Source organism: Gardnerella sp. DNF00354, assembly GCF_049262755.1.
Taxonomy (GTDB): Bacteria; Actinomycetota; Actinomycetes; order Actinomycetales; family Bifidobacteriaceae; genus Bifidobacterium; species Bifidobacterium vaginale.
The window spans coordinates 348,066-365,617 of the sequence record NZ_CP058402.1 but is presented as its reverse complement, the minus strand read 5'-3'; the positions used below and the strand labels follow the sequence as shown (position 1 = coordinate 365,617).

Annotated in this window: 12 protein-coding genes and 2 tRNA genes; 11 read left to right on the top strand and 3 right to left on the bottom strand. The window is 42.9% G+C overall.

The genetic code is table 11. From position 1 onward, the window contains the following. Positions 1–183 precede the first annotated feature (183 nt). The gene (locus HXT24_RS01375) at positions 184–2,667 is read right to left on the bottom strand and encodes a glycogen/starch/alpha-glucan phosphorylase (RefSeq protein ID WP_410311933.1); all 2,484 of its coding nucleotides are present in this window, start codon (positions 2,665–2,667) and stop codon (positions 184–186) included. Between the two features lie 264 nt (positions 2,668–2,931). Here HXT24_RS01375 and HXT24_RS01370 point away from each other — a divergent pair, with 264 nt between their 5' ends. After that, positions 2,932–3,375, top strand: coding sequence for a sterol carrier family protein (locus tag HXT24_RS01370; RefSeq protein ID WP_415684289.1), 444 nt, complete (start codon positions 2,932–2,934; stop codon positions 3,373–3,375). Between the two features lie 55 nt (positions 3,376–3,430). Here HXT24_RS01370 and HXT24_RS01365 read toward each other — a convergent pair whose 3' ends face one another. Next, the gene (locus HXT24_RS01365) at positions 3,431–3,838 is read right to left on the bottom strand and encodes a DUF3073 domain-containing protein (RefSeq protein WP_016824210.1); all 408 of its coding nucleotides are present in this window, start codon (positions 3,836–3,838) and stop codon (positions 3,431–3,433) included. A 156-nt stretch (positions 3,839–3,994) separates the two neighbouring features. On the opposite strand from HXT24_RS01365, the gene trpS reads away from it, so the two are divergent. Continuing rightward, positions 3,995–5,086 carry a tryptophan--tRNA ligase gene (gene trpS, locus HXT24_RS01360; RefSeq protein ID WP_102990823.1) on the top strand — a complete coding sequence of 364 codons (1,092 nt, stop codon included), beginning with the start codon at positions 3,995–3,997 and terminating at the stop codon, positions 5,084–5,086. Positions 5,087–5,212: 126 nt separating this feature from the next. Here the strand turns inward: trpS and HXT24_RS01355 are convergent, their stop codons facing one another. Continuing rightward, positions 5,213–6,985 (bottom strand): threonine/serine ThrE exporter family protein, encoded by a 1,773-nt coding sequence (locus HXT24_RS01355; RefSeq protein ID WP_422119489.1) that lies wholly within the window; start codon positions 6,983–6,985, stop codon positions 5,213–5,215. Between the two features lie 193 nt (positions 6,986–7,178). Between HXT24_RS01355 and HXT24_RS01350 the strand changes: the two genes are divergently transcribed. From HXT24_RS01350 to HXT24_RS01310, 9 genes are all read left to right on the top strand, one after another. Next, positions 7,179–9,935 (top strand): phosphoenolpyruvate carboxylase, encoded by a 2,757-nt coding sequence (locus HXT24_RS01350; protein ID WP_004113978.1) that lies wholly within the window; start codon positions 7,179–7,181, stop codon positions 9,933–9,935. A gap of 188 nt (positions 9,936–10,123) precedes the next feature. Continuing rightward, a complete protein-coding gene (locus HXT24_RS01345; RefSeq protein WP_004120133.1) occupies positions 10,124–10,783 on the top strand; it encodes a carbonic anhydrase in 660 nt (219 codons plus the stop codon). Further along, on the top strand, positions 10,777–11,880 hold the full coding sequence (locus HXT24_RS01340; RefSeq protein WP_422119488.1) for a permease: 1,104 nt from the start codon (positions 10,777–10,779) through the stop codon (positions 11,878–11,880). The genes HXT24_RS01345 and HXT24_RS01340 overlap by 7 nt, the downstream gene beginning before the upstream one ends. Next, on the top strand, positions 11,877–12,707 hold the full coding sequence (locus tag HXT24_RS01335) for a TIGR03943 family putative permease subunit (RefSeq protein ID WP_004123992.1): 831 nt from the start codon (positions 11,877–11,879) through the stop codon (positions 12,705–12,707). Before HXT24_RS01340 ends, HXT24_RS01335 begins: the two co-directional genes overlap by 4 nt. 69 nt (positions 12,708–12,776) lie before the next feature. Next, a complete protein-coding gene (locus HXT24_RS01330; RefSeq protein WP_004113973.1) occupies positions 12,777–14,078 on the top strand; it encodes a hemolysin family protein in 1,302 nt (433 codons plus the stop codon). A 50-nt stretch (positions 14,079–14,128) separates the two neighbouring features. Continuing rightward, a complete protein-coding gene (locus HXT24_RS01325; protein ID WP_174190960.1) occupies positions 14,129–14,608 on the top strand; it encodes a Dps family protein in 480 nt (159 codons plus the stop codon). A gap of 97 nt (positions 14,609–14,705) precedes the next feature. Beyond that, a tRNA-Ile gene (locus HXT24_RS01320) sits at positions 14,706–14,779 on the top strand. Between the two features lie 32 nt (positions 14,780–14,811). Next, positions 14,812–14,884, top strand: a tRNA-Ala gene (locus HXT24_RS01315). A gap of 272 nt (positions 14,885–15,156) precedes the next feature. Further along, the gene (locus HXT24_RS01310) at positions 15,157–17,538 is read left to right on the top strand and encodes a heavy metal translocating P-type ATPase (protein ID WP_422119487.1); all 2,382 of its coding nucleotides are present in this window, start codon (positions 15,157–15,159) and stop codon (positions 17,536–17,538) included. The last annotated feature ends 14 nt before the right edge of the window (positions 17,539–17,552 follow it).

Genomic DNA, 17,552 nt, shown 5'->3' with positions numbered 1-17,552 from the left:
TTTTCCTTAATCTTAGATTAATGAGAACGTATATTTACCGCGTTATATTGTATGACTTTAAGATTACAAGTAACACGTTTTATAAAATATTGAAGAATATATAAACATACAAAAAGAGCAGCGGAAAAATATTCCCACTGCTCTTTTCTTTATCTAATAGCTACTACAATTAGCGCCTTTTGCTTATTCAGCAGTTGGAAGAGCGCCAGTGTGCCAAATGCGATCGAGGTAATCTTCGATAGAGCGATCAGAAGAGAAGTAACCAGAGTTGGCTACGTTCAAAACTGCCATGCGAGCCCACTTCATAGGATCGCGGTAAGTTTCCTCAATTTGAGCTTGAATATCCATGTAAGAGCTGAAGTCAGCCATTGCCATGAAGTAATCATGGGTAAGCCAATCGTTAACGAGTGGCTCATAAACGCTCTTGTCGCCATTGGAGAATGTGCCGTCAGCAACCATGTCTACAGCAGTCTTCAATCGAGGATCAGACTCGTAGTACTTGCGGGAGCCGCCGTGATCGTAGCCTTCAGCGTAGAGCTTCTCAACCTCGTCAACAGTCATGCCAAAGAGGAAGAAGTTCTCAGCGCCAACGCGTTCACGAATCTCAACGTTTGCACCGTCGAGAGTACCAACAGTCAAAGCACCGTTCAAAGCGAACTTCATGTTACCAGTGCCGCTTGCTTCCTTACCGGCCTGAGAAATCTGCTCATCCAAATCGGTGGCAGGAATCAAGTTCATAGCAAGTTCAATGTTGTAGTTCTCTGGGAAGAATACTGCAAGCTTGCCCTTGCATGCTGGATCGTTGTTTACAACGCGAGCAACATTGTTAATGAGCTGAATCGTAAGCTTTGCCATAGCATAGCCTGGAGCGGACTTAGCGCCGAAGAACACGGTGCGTGGAAGCATCTTGTCTACGTCGATTGTGCCATTCTTGATTCCAGCGTATGTGGAGATAACCTGGAGGATCTTCATGGACTGGCGCTTGTACTCGTGCAAACGCTTAACAATGGTGTTAAACATAGTGTCTGGGTTGATTTCAAAGCCATACTTGTGCTTTGCAAAATCAACAAAGGCAAGCTTGTTCTGCTTCTTAACTTCAGCAAACTTCTTAACGAATGCTGGATCGTCAGCCAATGGCTTCAAACCTTCAAGAAGCTCCAAATCACCCTGCCATGCGTCAGTACCCAAGCCCTCAGTAATAAGAGCAGACATGCGTGGGTTGCTCAAGCGCACGAAGCGACGAGGAGTTACGCCGTTAGTAACGTTCTTGAACTTATCTGGGTAAACGTTGGAGAAGTCCTTCAAAGTGACATCCTTCAACAACTCAGAGTGAAGCTCAGCAACACCGTTAACATAAGAACCACCGTAGGTAGCCAAGTAAGCCATGCGAACTACAGCACCTTCGCCATTTTCGTCGGCGTCGGTAGCGATACGCATGCGCTCAACCTGATCCTCAGCAACGCCTTTACCGCGAAGCTCATTGCGGAACTGCTCGCTAATGCCTTGAATAATCTCAAGGTGGCGTGGCAAAAGTTCGCCAATAAGCTTGGCTGGCCAAACTTCCAAAGCTTCTGGAAGAAGCGTGTGGCAAGTGTAGTTGAAGGTCTTGGTGGTGATACCCCAAGCGGTGTTCCAATCGTAGCCGTACTCGTCCATAAGAACGCGCATAAGCTCTGGAATACCGATAACTGGGTGAGTATCGTTCAACTGGAAGTTGATCTTGCTTGGGAAGGTGGTGAGATCCGGCTTATCCTGACCTGGATAGAATACGCGGATAGCATCATGAATAGAAGCAGCTACGAAGAAGTACTGCTGCTCAAGACGCAAAGCCTTGCCTTCTGGAGTGGAATCTTCTGGGTAAAGAATCTTAGAAATGTTTTCTGCTGCAACCTGTGGCTTAACAGCATCCAAGTACTCAGACTTGTTGAAGGTGAGCAAATCAAATTCGTCGTAAGACTTTGCAGTCCACAGGCGAAGAGTGTTTACGCGACCAGAGTTGTATCCTGGAACCATGTAATCAACTGGAACTGCGCGAACAGACCAAGCTGGTTTCCAAACGCGCTTACCGTTTTCTTCAACAACTTCGCCGCCGAAGTTAACGCGCTGATCTCGACCGTAATCGATGTGACCCCATGGCTCTTCGTTGCTAAGCCAGTAATCAGGGGTTTCTACCTGCTTACCATCTTCGTCGAAGCGCTGCTTAAAAATTCCGTAACGATACTGGATGCCGTAGCCAAATGCTGGCACGCCGATAGAGGCGAGCGAATCGATGAAGCAGGCTGCGAGACGACCCAAACCGCCGTTACCTAAACCTGGCTCATACTCAGCATCGATAACAGCTTTTGGATCGAAACCAAGCTTAGTTACAGCCTTGTTGAACTGGTCGGTAAGACCAGCGTTAAGCAAAGCGTTCTCAAGCTGCTTGCCCATCAAGAACTCTGCGCTCAAATAGCCCACAGCCTTGGTGTTGCCGTTAATCATGTCATGCTGGGTCTGCATCCAAGAGTCCATCAAGTGACGACGGACCGCGGTAGCAGCGGCAACATACACATCAGCCGTAGTGGCCTGTTCTGGCGTGACACCTTGAGTGTACTTCAGATGTTCTTGAAGTTCTTTGGCAAATGTCGCCGCAGTTGTCTTGGCTTTCGGCGCGACGTGTTTAGTCATATTTGACTCCTTGTGCCGTTTGTTATATTTACTGAAATGTGCGAATCTCAACCCTTGATTGTTTTGGTTGGAGTCACGCCAAATTGTGTTGTTCACAAGAAGGTTCGTGACAATGCACACGTTTTCATTGTTGATGATATCACAACCCCAAACACTTATTAAGAATTATTCACAATATGACTTTTATTAAACTTTTATCAGACTTTGATAAAACGCTACCAAAATCACAAACAATAGTCATGTAATTCATGAGATAATTCAAATATGACGGTTATAAGAGAAAAAGATATAAATCGCGCTAAAGAATCATTTAAATTATGGGAGAATAAGGCGAAGGCATATGTGAAATCTTTGCAAGATAAGGAAAATTTCACATGTATTAACAGCAAAACTCTTGAAGTTAGTAGAGATGATGAAGCAATGGCTGTTAGGTATTCTCTTTATGTCTTGGAATCAATAGCGCCTGGATTTGCTGTAGAGGTAAGAGTAGCGCCCTGGGGAGCTGTAAAAATCCTAGAAGGTCCACAATCAGATCCACACAATCTAACGCCGCCTGATGTTATAGAACTTGATCCAGATGTTTGGTTGCGGCTTTCCTGTGGAATAACAAAATGGAATTACGAGCAGCAAATTGGCAACATAAGTGCAATTGGAGAGCGAGATAACCTAAGCAATCTGCTGCCCGAACTCACAAAATCTCTTGCATGAGAATAATTTAATTCAACAATTTAATTCAACAATTACTTGTTTATTATTTTTTAAATTACTTCTTATGCATAAAATTCGGCATAGGCATAGGAATATGGTGGTGGACCGTGCCAGAATTGCCGGACGATTTATCTTTATTGGCTGCAGACGCAGCTGCTTCAGCAGCCCACTTAGCGTAATCGTCTAAATCGTCATCGTTGCAAGGAACAGAATCGCACGAGTCTTGCTCTTCATTAGCGTCTTTAGAATCGCTATCATTAGCAAAATCAGACGAATCTTCTTCCTTATCAAGATAATCTTTAGATTCATCATAATTATCAGATTCAAACGGATCGAAGGATCCCTGACCAGGCTCGTGAGTATTAAGCTCCTTAGCAAGCTCGTCATAATCCGTATCGGTCGTCAGGTATTTGAGCTTACGGGCAATTTTCTGTTGCTTTGCCTTCTGTCGTCCGCGGCCCATCTGACCCCCTCTAATTTACCGAAACAATCAATTCATCACACAAGAGCGTACCACTGTGCCGCAACCGAGTATATTGTCTGAGTGGACTTTTACGATAAAAGCCATATTTTTAGGCTTAAAAATCGCAAGAAAAATCGCGTGCGTAAGGAGTTAGAAATGTCAGAAGAAGCACAAGTTACGGCTGCTGGAAATGAAATAAGTGCAAGCTTTGTAGCAGCTCAAAAACGTTCAGACGCAACGCTTGAGAAGCTAAAAGCAAATCCTAGCTCCTTTACAATGCTTACAGGAGATAGACCGACAGGAAGACTTCATTTAGGACACTACTTCGGTTCGATACGTGAGCGTGTCGCAATGCAAAATCTTGGCGTAAACACAAACGTGATTATTGCAGACTATCAGGTGATTACAGATAGAGACACTGTTGAACACGTAGAAGATAATGTACTAAATCTTGTTCTTGATTATATGGCTGCTGGAATTGATCCTAAGAAAACAATGATTTTTACACACTCCGCTGTTCCTGCCGAAAATCAGCTTATGCTGCCATTTTTGTCTTTAGTTACAGAAGCAGAATTGCATAGAAATCCTACTGTTAAAGCCGAAATGGAGGCTTCGGGTCATGCTTTAACAGGACTTTTGCTTACGTACCCAGTGCATCAAGCTTGCGATATTCTGTTTTGCAAAGCAAATGTTGTGCCAATTGGAAAAGATAATTTGCCACACATTGAGATTACGCGCACGATTGCTCGCAGGTTTAATGAGAGATATGCAAAGAAGAATCCTGTTTTCCCAGAGCCAGCTGCGATTCTTTCGGATACGCCAGAAATCCCAGGATTAGACGGACGCAAAATGAGCAAGTCTTACGGAAACTCGATTATGCTAGGCGCAACCGCAGAAGAAACAGCGAAGCTGATTAAGAAAAGTCCGACTGATTCTGAGCGTCGAATTACATTCGATCCAGTAGCTCGCCCACAGGTTTCTGCGCTTTTGACTACCGCTGGATTGGTTACAGGCAGAGATCCAAAAGATATTGCGCAAGAAATTGGTGACGCAGGTGCAGGAGCGCTAAAAGCGTATGTTATTGAATCTGTAAACAACTTCCTTGCTCCACACCGCGAGCGTCGTGCGGAATTGGCAAAAGATATGGACGCTGTGAGAGATATTTTGCACGATGGAAATGCACGAGCTGCTGCGATTGCGCAAGAAACACTTGAGCAAGTGCGAGAAGCAATGAATATGAAGTATTGATTAGCAATGTTGATTAGCGATAATTAAATCTGATTAATTCTTGCTTGATTGCATATAAATAAAACGCCCAGTAGTCGCTGGGCGTTTTTGTTTAGGTTTACACTATTTTGTTTATTTTCGATATGACTAAATGTCGTATCGCCAGCTTTTATCTGTTATAACTCGCGCAACAGCAAGTCCTAATGGCAAGCAAATAATCACCATAAAAGCGCGGAAAGTCCAATCCAAAGCAGGAAGAGTATTAAACTGACCAAGATAAAACATTGCACGATACATATAAAGTCCAGGAACCATAATCACAATAGATGGAACAGTAAGACCAATACGCGGATAGCCCAAATATTGAGGCGCCCAACCCCTATGAACTACAGATCGCCAAGCAGAAGCCAAAAGACCAGCAAGCAAAGCGCCAGTAAATGCTGCGATTTCTGCAGCAATACCAAAATCAGCCATAGTTAAGCGCAAAGTATCGGTAATCGCGCCGATTATTCCAGCAACGAAACACATTCTTTGAGGAGAATTAAACAGAACAGAGAATCCCCACACGCCTGCAAACGCTGTAATCATTCTAAGAACAGCATTAAGCCAAGGATTTAAGCCCAGTGGAGTAAAGCCTTGGGGATTAAGTTGAACAAGGCTTGCAACCATCCAGCCAGCAAGAGTACCCATTAGAATAATCGCCATTGTGTAGCAAAGTCGCTGAATGCCAGAAGGAAAATCAATTTTAGCAATATCCAAGCCGCCTGTAATAAGAGGAAAACCTGGAATTACAAACAAAACAGAGCCAATATAAGCTGTATTGTGGTGCAAAGCAGCAGGATCAAAACATCCAACAAGTCGAAGAGAAGCAATGCAACTCAAAGCGCCAACAGCAACAGCAATAAACGTTACAACAAATTGGTTTAGATGATGCATAAACATGCGTCTTCTAACATAATGACCAATGCCAGCTCCAATAAAAGCACCAAGCATATCGTAAGCGCCGCCGCCGAGCAAAAATGCGAAGGATGCGCATGCCACGGCAGACGCAAGACCCGCAAACCAAGGCTTATAAAGAGGCTTACGATTTTTAATTAAATCGAGACGGTCGTGAACTTGACGAACAGTAAGCGGCGCGGAAAAGTCGCCAGCATTATTTGGATTATTGGAATTATGCGGATTGTTTTTAAGATCTAAATTCAAATTATTTTGGCTATTTTGAACATTTTTGACATTTTGAACGTGAGAAAAATGCTCAGCATACGTTCTTTCTGGTTGAAGCGCAAAAATTCCACGAGGTTTTTCTTTGCGAATCGCCTCTTGAATTGCCATTTTTTCTTCGACTTTTGCAGCGTGCTCCTCCGACTGCTTAGCTGTTTGAACAATCGCATTCTCATTGCTGCTAGCTTGAAGAGTGTCCACCAACTCCTTAGAAACAGCCGCCTTTGAATGGTATAAGGAATCGTTTCCAAGTTTAACGTTAAACCAATCTGCAAAATGTTCGAGAAGCCAAATTCTCTCCGTATTTACGCCAGTAGTAGGAAGATCAACAACTTCGGTAATGCGCTCATGCTTATCTGTGCAAGTAGCTTCAATATCGGTTAAATTAACGTCGGCACGAACATTTACACCCATAGGTTCGCCAATTCTATGCATAAGCTCGCGAACGCGGTAGCTTCCAGTTCCTGCACCTAAACCTAAAGCGCCAACTCGAATAATAATGCTGGATTTTGCGGCAATCCCAGCTTCCGCAACTGGTTTATCCCAATCGCGCTCAACATCTTCCATATCTAGCGGAATCGCGTGCGTTTGGAATCTTCCAGAAGGTTTTCCTACTATATGACCAGTCGGAAGTATTTGTGGAGTATTGCCTATATTACTGTTTGAATTACTATCAGCGTTATTCTCTTCTATGCTCACAATTTTTAGTATACGCAGCGCGTAGCCTATAAGAAATTTATAGAAAAAATCAGTCCTAAGGTCGGTTCACAATTATTTTGGAATCTCGCTGGGAACAAAGGCTGTGGGCTTGCAACTTTTGACCTAAATAACCGCGGAGGAGCCGCGGAAGTCAAACGACCAAGCAACCTTATGACTAGCACAAGGAGGTCTGATGACAACTCAAAATCAACAGGTGACTCCAGCAGACGCAACAATAGTTACGTCTGGACTAGGACGAAAAGGACCTGAAGAGCGCGAACTGCCAGCATCGCTTAAGCAAGACATGGATTTATGCTTACATATTCTGCGCGATGTATTAGGCGAATTTGATGAAAAACTTTTAACAGTATTTGACGAAGTGCGATTAAACGCAGTAGACGCAAGCGCAGCACACTTCGCACAAATGGTTGATGCACAAGGAACAGAAGACGACGGGCTAAACAAAGCTGTAGAAAAAATCAACGGCATGGATTTGCCAGATATGCAGCTTCTTGCGCGTGCGTTTGCTACATACTTCCACTTAGCAAACCTTTGTGAAGAAAACTACAGGGTCTCCGTGCTGCACCAACGCGAATGCGAAGTAGAAGAATCTAATCCCGTAGACCCAGTTAACGAGCTAACATGCGCATACCACAAGTTGCTCACGGAAATGAGCCCTGCGCAAGCTAAGGAACTGCTAAATAAGCTTGAATTCCATCCAGTTTTCACAGCGCATCCAACAGAAGCAAGACGAAAAGCTGTAGCTGGTAAAATCCGCAGAATATCAAAGCTTCTAAGCAAACACAATAGGCTAGGAGGATCAGACAAGCGCGAAAACTACAGGCGTCTATACAACGAGATAGACGCATTGCTCCGCACCTCGCCTATTGCTCTTAAAAAACCAACACCAGTTGAAGAAGCAGACACAATACTCGATATATTCGACGCAACATTATTCAACACAATTCCGTTGGTTTATCGCAGATTTGACGATTGGCTTTTGGGCAAAAAAGCTGGATTAGTGCCACCGCGCTGCCCAGCATTCTTCCACCCAGGAAGTTGGATTGGATCCGATAGAGACGGAAATCCAAACGTTACAGCAAAGGTAAGTAGGCAGGTTGCGAGTAAGTTTAGCAACCACGTTTTGAAAGCGCTGGAAGAACGCACGCGCGAAGTTGGCAAATGCCTGACTATGGAAACACGCACAACGCCTCCAAGCGTTGAGCTGCTGGAACTTTGGAATCGCCAGAGGGAAATGAGCGAGCAGCTCACTGAAAACGCGTCCGACGTATCTAACAGCGAGCCGCATAGAGCCGTTATGCTTGTGATGGCAGACCGACTACACCACACGATTAGCCGCAATACAGATTTGATGTATCATTCTTGCGAAGAGTTCATTGAAGATTTGCGGATAGTGCAACGTTCGCTTGCTGAGGCTGGAGATGCTCGAGCAGCATATGGACCATTGCAGGATTTGATCTGGCAGGCGCAAACCTTTGGATTCCACATGGTGGAGATGGAGTTTCGTCAGCATTCGCTCGTGCATTCGCGCGCATTGGAAGATATTCGTGAGCATGGATTACACGGGGAGCGTGGCCCTCTGCAACCGATGACTCGTGAAGTTCTTGACACTTTCCGCGCTTTGGGAGCGATTCAAAAGCGAAATGGAATGCGAGCGGCTCGCCGTTACATTATTTCCTTCGCAAAGTCTGCTCAGCATGTTCGCGATGTATTTGAGCTTAATCGCCTTGCGTTCGCGCATCCACAGGATGCTCCAACAATTGACGTAATACCACTTTTTGAGCAGCTAGAAGATTTGCAGAATTCGGTTAATGTTCTTGAGGAAATCATTAAGATTCCAGAAGTTCAGGCTAGACTGAAGGCTACTGGTCGCAAGATGGAAGTTATGCTCGGCTACTCCGATTCTTCCAAAGACGCAGGTCCTACTTCTGCAACACTTGCATTACATTCTGCTCAAGAACGTATTGCACAGTGGGCTAAAGATCATGACATTGATTTGACACTGTTCCACGGCAGAGGAGGAGCTGTTGGACGAGGCGGTGGTCCTGCAAACCGTGCTGTTCTTGCTCAACCAGTTGGTTCAGTAAATTGCCGATTTAAGCTTACTGAACAAGGTGAGGTTATTTTTGCTCGCTACGGAAACCCAATTCTTGCCATTCGTCACTTGGAATCAGTAGCTGCAGCAACTTTGCTTCAATCTGCTCCAAGCGTTGAGAAAACCAACACAGAGATGACGCACAAGTATGCGGATATGGCTCAAAAGCTTGATGTTGCAGCGCATAATCGTTTTATTGATTTGCTTCAAACAGATGACTTTACGCCTTGGTTCTCAACCGTTACTCCGCTTAGTGAGATTGGTTTGCTTCCAATCGGATCTCGCCCTGCAAAGCGCGGTCTTGGTGCAAAGTCTTTGGACGATTTGCGCACAATTCCATGGGTGTTCTCTTGGGCACAAGCTCGAATCAACTTGGCAGCGTGGTACGGCTTGGGTACAGCTTGCGAAAAGTTTGGCGACTTGGAAACTCTGCGCAGAGCTTACGAAGAATGGCCGCTGTTTAGTACTTTTATTGACAATATTGAGATGTCTTTGGCTAAAACAGATGAGCGAATTGCTCGCATGTATCTAAGCCTTGGAGATCGCGAAGATTTAAGCGATAAAGTGCTTTCGGAAATGCAGCTTACGCGCAAGTGGGTTTTGCAAATTGTTGGTGACAAGTGGCCGCTGCAACATCGTCATGTGCTTGGCCAGGCAATTCGCGTGCGCTCGCCTTACGTGGACGCGCTTTCTGTAATTCAGTCACTTGCTTTGCATAAGCTTCGCAACAAGGTGGATAAGGAAGAATTGAGCGAAAGCCAGCAGGCAGAGTTCATCTACCTGATTCTCTGCACTGTTTCTGGTGTTGCTGCAGGCTTGCAAAATACTGGATGATTTTAATAAATTACTAAATCAAGAAGGCTCTCGTATTTGCGAATTGCAATACGGGAGCTTTTTTGATAATAGGCTTATATTCTTAAACAAAATTCTTATTTACTACGAAAGATACAATATATTCTAAGTCAAAAATTTTAAACTTTAAGCAACTGAAAATATTGCCAATGCCAGTGTAGGAGGTAATAATGCAAGAAGAAGTCAGCGAAGATTTTGCTAATGAAGATTCAGTTTTAGCTACATCGGTATTAAGCGCAATGCTTGCAGGGAATCGCAAATTTGCAGACGGCAATTCAGCGCATGCAGGCGTAAATTCAGAATCGCGCATGAAACTTATTGACGGTCAGCACCCTGGAGCTGTTGTGCTTTCGTGCGCAGATTCGCGAGTTGCTCCAGAATTTATATTCGACGCCGGTTTGGGCGATATTTTTTCTGTTCGCACAGCTGGAGAAGTGTTGGATGATGCCGTAATAGCTTCGCTAGAATACGCTGTAAGTGATTTGGGAGTAAAAGTGTTGGTTGTGCTTGGGCATGAGCATTGCGGCGCCGTACAGGCTGTTTTGCCGAACGTGCAAAAGCTGGTTTCTGAATACGGCGAAGATAAAACAAGCGAAATAATTGAGTCGAGCGAGTCAATATTGCTGCGTTCTTTAGGACCTGCTGTGCTCGCAGGTGTTGAGGAAAATTTAGATACAGATGATATTGAACGTATTCACGTGTCTAATATTTTGGCTGAAATTTGCGAAAAATCACAAATAATTCGCGAAGCTGTTTTCAAAGACGCTTTGATGCTTGTTGGAGCAAGGTATCGAATGAGTGACGGCTTGGTGGAAGTGTTGTCATGCTAAAAACAGAAACTGAAGCAAAAACAACGAGCCAAGTAGAAAAAGCAAGTAAAGCAAGTAAAGCAAAACAAGCAAATTCTGCAAACTATCTTTTTTTGATTGCAGGAGTGCCTTTTGTAGCTCTTATTATTGCCATGGTCCCTGCGTTGCAAGCGCGCAACCCTTGGATGCCTGTAAACACTGTTATTAGGGGTGTTGCTGGGCTGCTTTTGCAAGCTGTTCCTTTTACGCTAATTGGCGTGCTTGTTTCTGCTGCTGTAGAAACGTGGATTACGGCAGATTTTATTGAAAAACACGCTCCAAAATCTATTGCAAATGGGTTTTTAGCTGCAATTCTTGCTGGAGTCTGTGTGCCAGTATGTGATTGTGTTGTTGTTCCAACGTTTTCTCGTCTTGTTGCGCGAAAGCTGCCATTGCCTTGTGCTGTAACGTTTTTGTGCGCTGTGCCAGTGGTAAATCCTGTTTCTATTTGGGCTACTTGGTACGCATTTGCGGACGTTCCAGCAGTTGCTGTGACTCGAGTGGCTTTGGGTGTTGGTGTGGCTCTTTTAGTGGGTGTTAGTTTTGTGATTTTTCCTGTAAAATCACAAGTTTTAAGGGAAAAATTTTTTATAAAATCATGTGGCTCAACATGTGATTCATGTGATTTTGACAATAATGATGGGCCTTTAATAAGTTTTAAAGATCATTTAAAAATTTATGCTCATCACGTCTATGCGGATTTTATGCGATTAATGCCAATAATATTGTTTGGAACAACTGTAGCTTCGATTATTCGCGTTTGGCTTGGCGCAGATCCTGCATCAAAAATAAACACAACAACAGTTTTTGTGGCGATTCCAGCAATGATGCTAATAGCATACGCAAGCTCCTTATGTTCAAGCTCCGACGCAGTAATTGCGCGCTCTTTGGCTGCTTCTCTTCCAATGAGTTCAGTAATTGTTTTTCTGCTTTTTGGGCCAATGCTAGATATTAAAAATACTCTTATGCTTATTGAAGATTTTAAAGGGAAATTTGTGATACGTCTAACAGCAACTATTGTTGTTATTTGCTTACTCGCAGCGCTTCTTGTTCACCTTGCATGGGGTGTGATGCTATGAGTAGTGTAAATGTTGTATGCAATGTTGATTGTAATAATGCAGATTGCAAGCAAACTAAGCATAAAATTACTTTTGCTCAGATTGCGCAATCGTTGTGTTTGATTTGCTTTTCAGCCACACTAATGTGGAGCGCATTAAGCGGATGCTACACAATCCTTACCACTCCGCGCGCATTCGTATACCTTATTTTTGCTGCGATTTTGCTTTTTGTTTTGGGAATTTGCTCGCTTTTTGGTATTATTCCAGTTTTTGCAAAAGATTCTAAACGCATTCTTGTTTCCCTAATAATTCCAATGCTCGTGATTTTAATTCCACTTCAAATGTCAAAATCAGCATTAGATCAAGGTTTTACAAAGTCTGCAGGTTTTGACGAGTACGCCTCTGGGCGCGCAATAGCAATCGCGTCTAATCGTAAAAATAATAAAAAAACTTTAAGAGGACTAGACGTAGCTAATAAAAAAATTATTATTTCAGACGATGATTTTGGAAATTGGTATGACGAAATTGACCATAATTTAGAGAAATACCAGGGATATGAAATTGTGGTAAAAGGTTTTATAAGTCGAGAAAACACGCTTTCTAAAAATCAGGTTCGCATATCTAGACAATTTATGTCTTGCTGCATTCTAGATATGTCTCCGTTTGGGTTTGTTGCAGATTTTTCTAAAAACTTACGATTTAAAAATCACCAATGGGTGATTGTAAAAGCTAATATCTCACTTGGGAATATTGGTGTTAGTGGATATTCACACAAAGGTGTGGTTCTTAAAGTTGAATCCATTAAAGAGATAAGTAAAGCTCCATCCGGTTATTTTTATAGAACCTGATTGTGTATATTATTCCGATATTAAGCACAAAGCTTTTTATATATGTTAAATTCAACTAAGATAGCAAGTATGTCGTTGGGTTTTAACATTGCACTCATTGTTGTGTTCCTTTTGTTTGGTTCCATATTTGCAGCAACCGAACTTGCGCTTGTTAATTTGCGATCGTCGCAATTAGACCGCATGGAAACGCAGGATGCTCGTGGGAAAAGAGTTGCAAAAATAGCTCGAGATCCAAACACTTTTCTTTCCACTCTTCAAATCGGAGTTACGCTTTCGGGATTTCTTTCGGCGTCTTTTGGTGAATCTGCAATCGCGCCTCATATTGTGCCAATTGTAAAGTCTTGGGGAGTTCCAGATCATGTTGCTGGACCATTAACGACTATTGTTTTAACGCTTATAATATCGTATTTTTCAATAGTAATTTCTGAACTTGTGCCAAAGAGAATAGCAATGCAGCGCTCTGAGCAAATCGCTCGAGCAGTTGTTCCAGCAGTAGATATATTCTCCAAAATATGCAAGCCGTTAATATGGTTGATCGCTAAGAACACCAATGGTTTTGTGAGACTTCTTGGATTCGATCCAAACGAAAAGGAAAGTGAAGTTTCCGACGAAGAGCTACGTGTTTTAGTTAACTCGAATAAAAAGCTTAGCCAAGATGAGCGAACAATTTTAGACGATGTTTTTGATGCTTCTGAAACGATTGTTGCCGAAGTTATGCGTCCTCGTGCAGACGTTGAGTTTTTGGATGGCTCTTTAAGTCTTGAAGAAGCTGCTGCAAAAATTAGAGAATTGCCATATTCTAGATATCCTGTAACAGGCAAAGATTTTGACGATGTTATTGGATTTGTGCATGTACGTGATTTGTTAGATGTTAGAGATCCTAATGCTAAAACAGTTGCAGATGTAACTCGAGAAGGAATAAGTCTTCCTGGAACGTCTAAATTGCTTCCAAGCTTGGAGCTGCTTAGAAAACGCGGAATACATCTTGCTGTTGTTATTGACGAGTATGGCGGAACGGATGGCATCGTAACTCTTGAAGACATGACCGAAGAATTGGTTGGAGATATCAGAGATGAATACGATTTGCCAGACGAGTCAGATTTGAAGCGTGACAGTAAAGCTACTGTGTTTGTAAACGGGGTTGCTACGGTTGACGGTGGAATGACTATAGAAGATTTCGCAGATGTGACTGGAATTGAGCTAGAGGATGGACCTTATGAAACTGTTGCAGGCTATTTCCTTGCTCACACTGGCTCAATGGGCAAGGTTGGAGCTATTTTGCACGATGCGGATGGCTACGATATGACAGTTACGGAGGTTGATGGGCGTAGAATAGCTACGATTGAAGTCAGAAAAACCGAAGTAAATTAAAGATTTGAATAAAATTAAACAAAAATAAACAAAAAATGGAGGATACTAATATGGCTTTAACTCATATTGTTCCAGGTCTTGACGAATCAGCTAGTGAGAAAGCAATCGATATTTTGCAGAATCGCTTAAGTCACGAGCAGGAAGCTGCTTTAATTTTAAAGCATGCACATTGGAATGTTACGGGTCCAGACTTTATTGCAGTTCATGAAATGCTTGATCCTCAGGTTGCAGAAGTTTTAGCTCAAGCCGATGAAACAGCTGAGCGAATTGCAACGCTTGGTGGATCCCCACTTGGTCGCGCAGATGATGTTGTAGCTTCGCGCACTTGGAAGCGTTTTGCTCTTAGTGGTAGAAAGTCCACCAAAGAGTATTTGCAAGCATTAATTGAGTATTACAACGATATGATTGCAGATGATCGTAAGGCAATTTCTCAGCTTGATAATCTCGATATTGTTAGCTCAAACATTATTCAAGACCATGTTCAGCAGCTTGAAAAGTTCCAGTGGTTTATGCGCAGTCATTTAGAGTAATTTTGTAGAATAATTTTGCGACACGCTTAGATTTGCTATTTGACATTTTTGTTTCATGTGCTAATCTAACTACTTGTATGTTTTCGACATACAAGTTGGGCCCGTAGCTCAGGTGGTTAGAGCGCATCCCTGATAAGGATGAGGTCGGAGGTTCAAGTCCTCCCGGGCCCACGAAATTGAGCATTTTGTTCTTTTTCTCCAATGGGGCTATGGCGCAGCTGGTAGCGCATCTGCTTTGCAAGCAGAGGGTCAGGAGTTCGAGTCTCCTTAGCTCCACAAACAGGGTTTCTAGCCAATCGCTAGAAACCTTTTTCATATATTCGTATTATCGTCTTCTTTCGTGTGTTTCTTGTTCTTGCGCGCATTTTGTTATATGAGAATGTTTCTCATCAAGGTGTTTTGCTAAACTGAACACCAATAAATGAATATAGATATCTTTACGCCGTGTATTGCGCATGCTTAAGTGGATGCTCAATGGGTTAACAAGGCGTGAAATCGTGTGTTAGCAGCGTTTATCGCAGTTAGCCTGATCAGCGTAAGGAAAGTGTATGCGTAAACTTTTATCGTATTGCCGTCGTGCTCCTCAATTAGTAATAGTTTTAGTTTTGTTTCCGTTTATTGCGGCGTTTTATTCTAGCAATCTGACTTTTATACTCGATTTTTGCAAAGTTATAAGCAAGACGTTTACTTTCCTACTTTCGTTAATAAATTTTGATTTTAATGTGCAAATAAGCCTTACAATCGGGCAAAGTATAATAACATGTTTAGTTTTATACACATGTGTTAAGTCGCTTTTAAGTATGATTGATGATTTGGCGCATGGCACACTTGGAATTGACTTGCTTGCGTTTGTTGCATTGCTTGCAACGCTTTGTATAGGCGAATTTTGGGCAAGTTATTTGATTGTTGTAATGGTGTTTACAGGCGAAGCAATCGAAGACTTTGCGCAAGATGCAGCGCAAAAAAATCTGTCGCTTTTAGTAAACGCATCTCCTCAAACCGCACATTTAATGACACTTCCTGGAATAGTGTGCGGTGAATCTTGTGAGCAATGTGCTCTGCTTGATCATAGTCATTTTAGAAAAGTCAGCGATGAATCTTCGCTAGAGGCATTGCAAGAACATAAAGATTTTACTAGTTGTGAATCGTGTAAAAAATGTAACAATAACTCTAAAGAATGCCCAATATTGCAAGAGGTAAAGTCTTCTAGCCAATTGCAAAGATACAAAACAGTTCCAGTTGAAGATCTAAAAATCGGCAATGTAATAGTTGTTCTTCCAGGAGAAACAGTTCCTGTAGACGGTGAGCTTTTAAGCGGTTCTGCTGTTCTAGACACAAGCGCAATAAATGGCGAGTCGCTTCCGCGCGAAGTGTTTGCTGGCGCGCAAGTGTTGTCTGGATGCGTAAATGGTGGCGTTGTGTTGATTATGCGCGTAACTAAGTTATCGCAAAATTCGCAATACCAAAAAATCATGAAGTTGGTGGAATCTGCAAGATCTTCTAAAGCTGCAGTAGTGCGATTTGCTGATATGCTTTCTGTGCCTTTTACTGTGCTTTCATTTGTGATTGCAGGCGTTGCTTGGGCTACATCTGGTCAGGCTTTAAGATTTGCGCAAGTTTTGGTGCTAGCTACTCCTTGCCCGCTCTTGATAGCTGTTCCAGTGGCGTTTATGGCAGGAACAGGAAGACTTGCAAAACTTGGTATTGTGGTAAAAAGCCAAGATGTTTTAGAGCAGCTAAGCCGAGTAACAGATGTGTTCTTTGACAAAACGGGAACGCTTACTGTTAAGCAACCTCAGGTTGTTAGAGTGGATTTAGCGAATCATCAAGATAGCGAAAATCAGGAAAATCAAGAAAATAGTGGGTTGCAAAATAGGATACTAATGTTTGCTGGTGTTCTGGAAACATACTCACAGCACATTCTTGCAGGAGGAATTGCAAAAGCTGGATCGGATCTTTGGCAAAACATGCATCCATCTGCCGTTCCGCAACTTCCAAGCGTGCGTGAATACCCAGTTATAAGCGGTGTTAAAGAAACTGCTGGTCAAGGTATATGTGCAAGTGTGGATGGCGTAAACGTTAGAGTAGGTCGCAAAAAATACGTTTTGCAGGCGTCAGCTGGCAATCCCGAGGATGAGTCGCAAGCAACCGAAGATAAAGCCAAACGTGCAAATGTAGAAAATGTAGAAAATATATTAAAAATAGAAAGCAATTTTGAAGAGCTTTCTGCCGACGAAATGGCAACATACGTTTCTTTTGATGGCAAACTTGTTGGGCGAATTGTTCTAAAAGACGTGCCTAGAGAAAATGCAAAATCGACTATTCAAAAGCTAAAGGAGCTTGGTGTTCGTTCAATAAGCATGCTCACGGGAGACGGTTTGCAGGCTGCTCAAACAATAGCAAAAAGCGTTGGTATTGAGCGAGTAAAGGCTAATTTGCTGCCACAAGACAAGCTTGAGTGCGTAAAACAGCACTATAAGAATACGGATAGTGTTAATGCGGATAATAAGTATTCGGAAGGTAGCACAAGCTTACTGAGCACGGATGCTTTCGACTTTTCTGTCGGAAAAACACAAAAATGTAGCATAACGATGATGGTTGGAGATGGCGTAAATGATGCTCCAGTTTTGGCTGCAGCAAACATTGGAGTGGCTTTGACGGATGGAACGGATACAGCGGCTTCGGAGTGCGCGCAAGTTGTGATTATGAACAACAACATTTATGCTGTAGCAAACGCTGTAAGTGTTGCAAAACACACGAAGCGTGTTATGGTTCAAGCTGTTATGTTGGGAATTGGATTAGCTGTTATAAGCATGATTGCGGCGGCTTTTGGGCTGATTCCTGCGGTTCTTGGAGCTATGATGCAAGAGATGATTGATGTTGTGTCAATTTTATGGGCGCTTACAGCGTTGAAAGGAAAGCGTGCGTAAGAGTAAATGTGCAT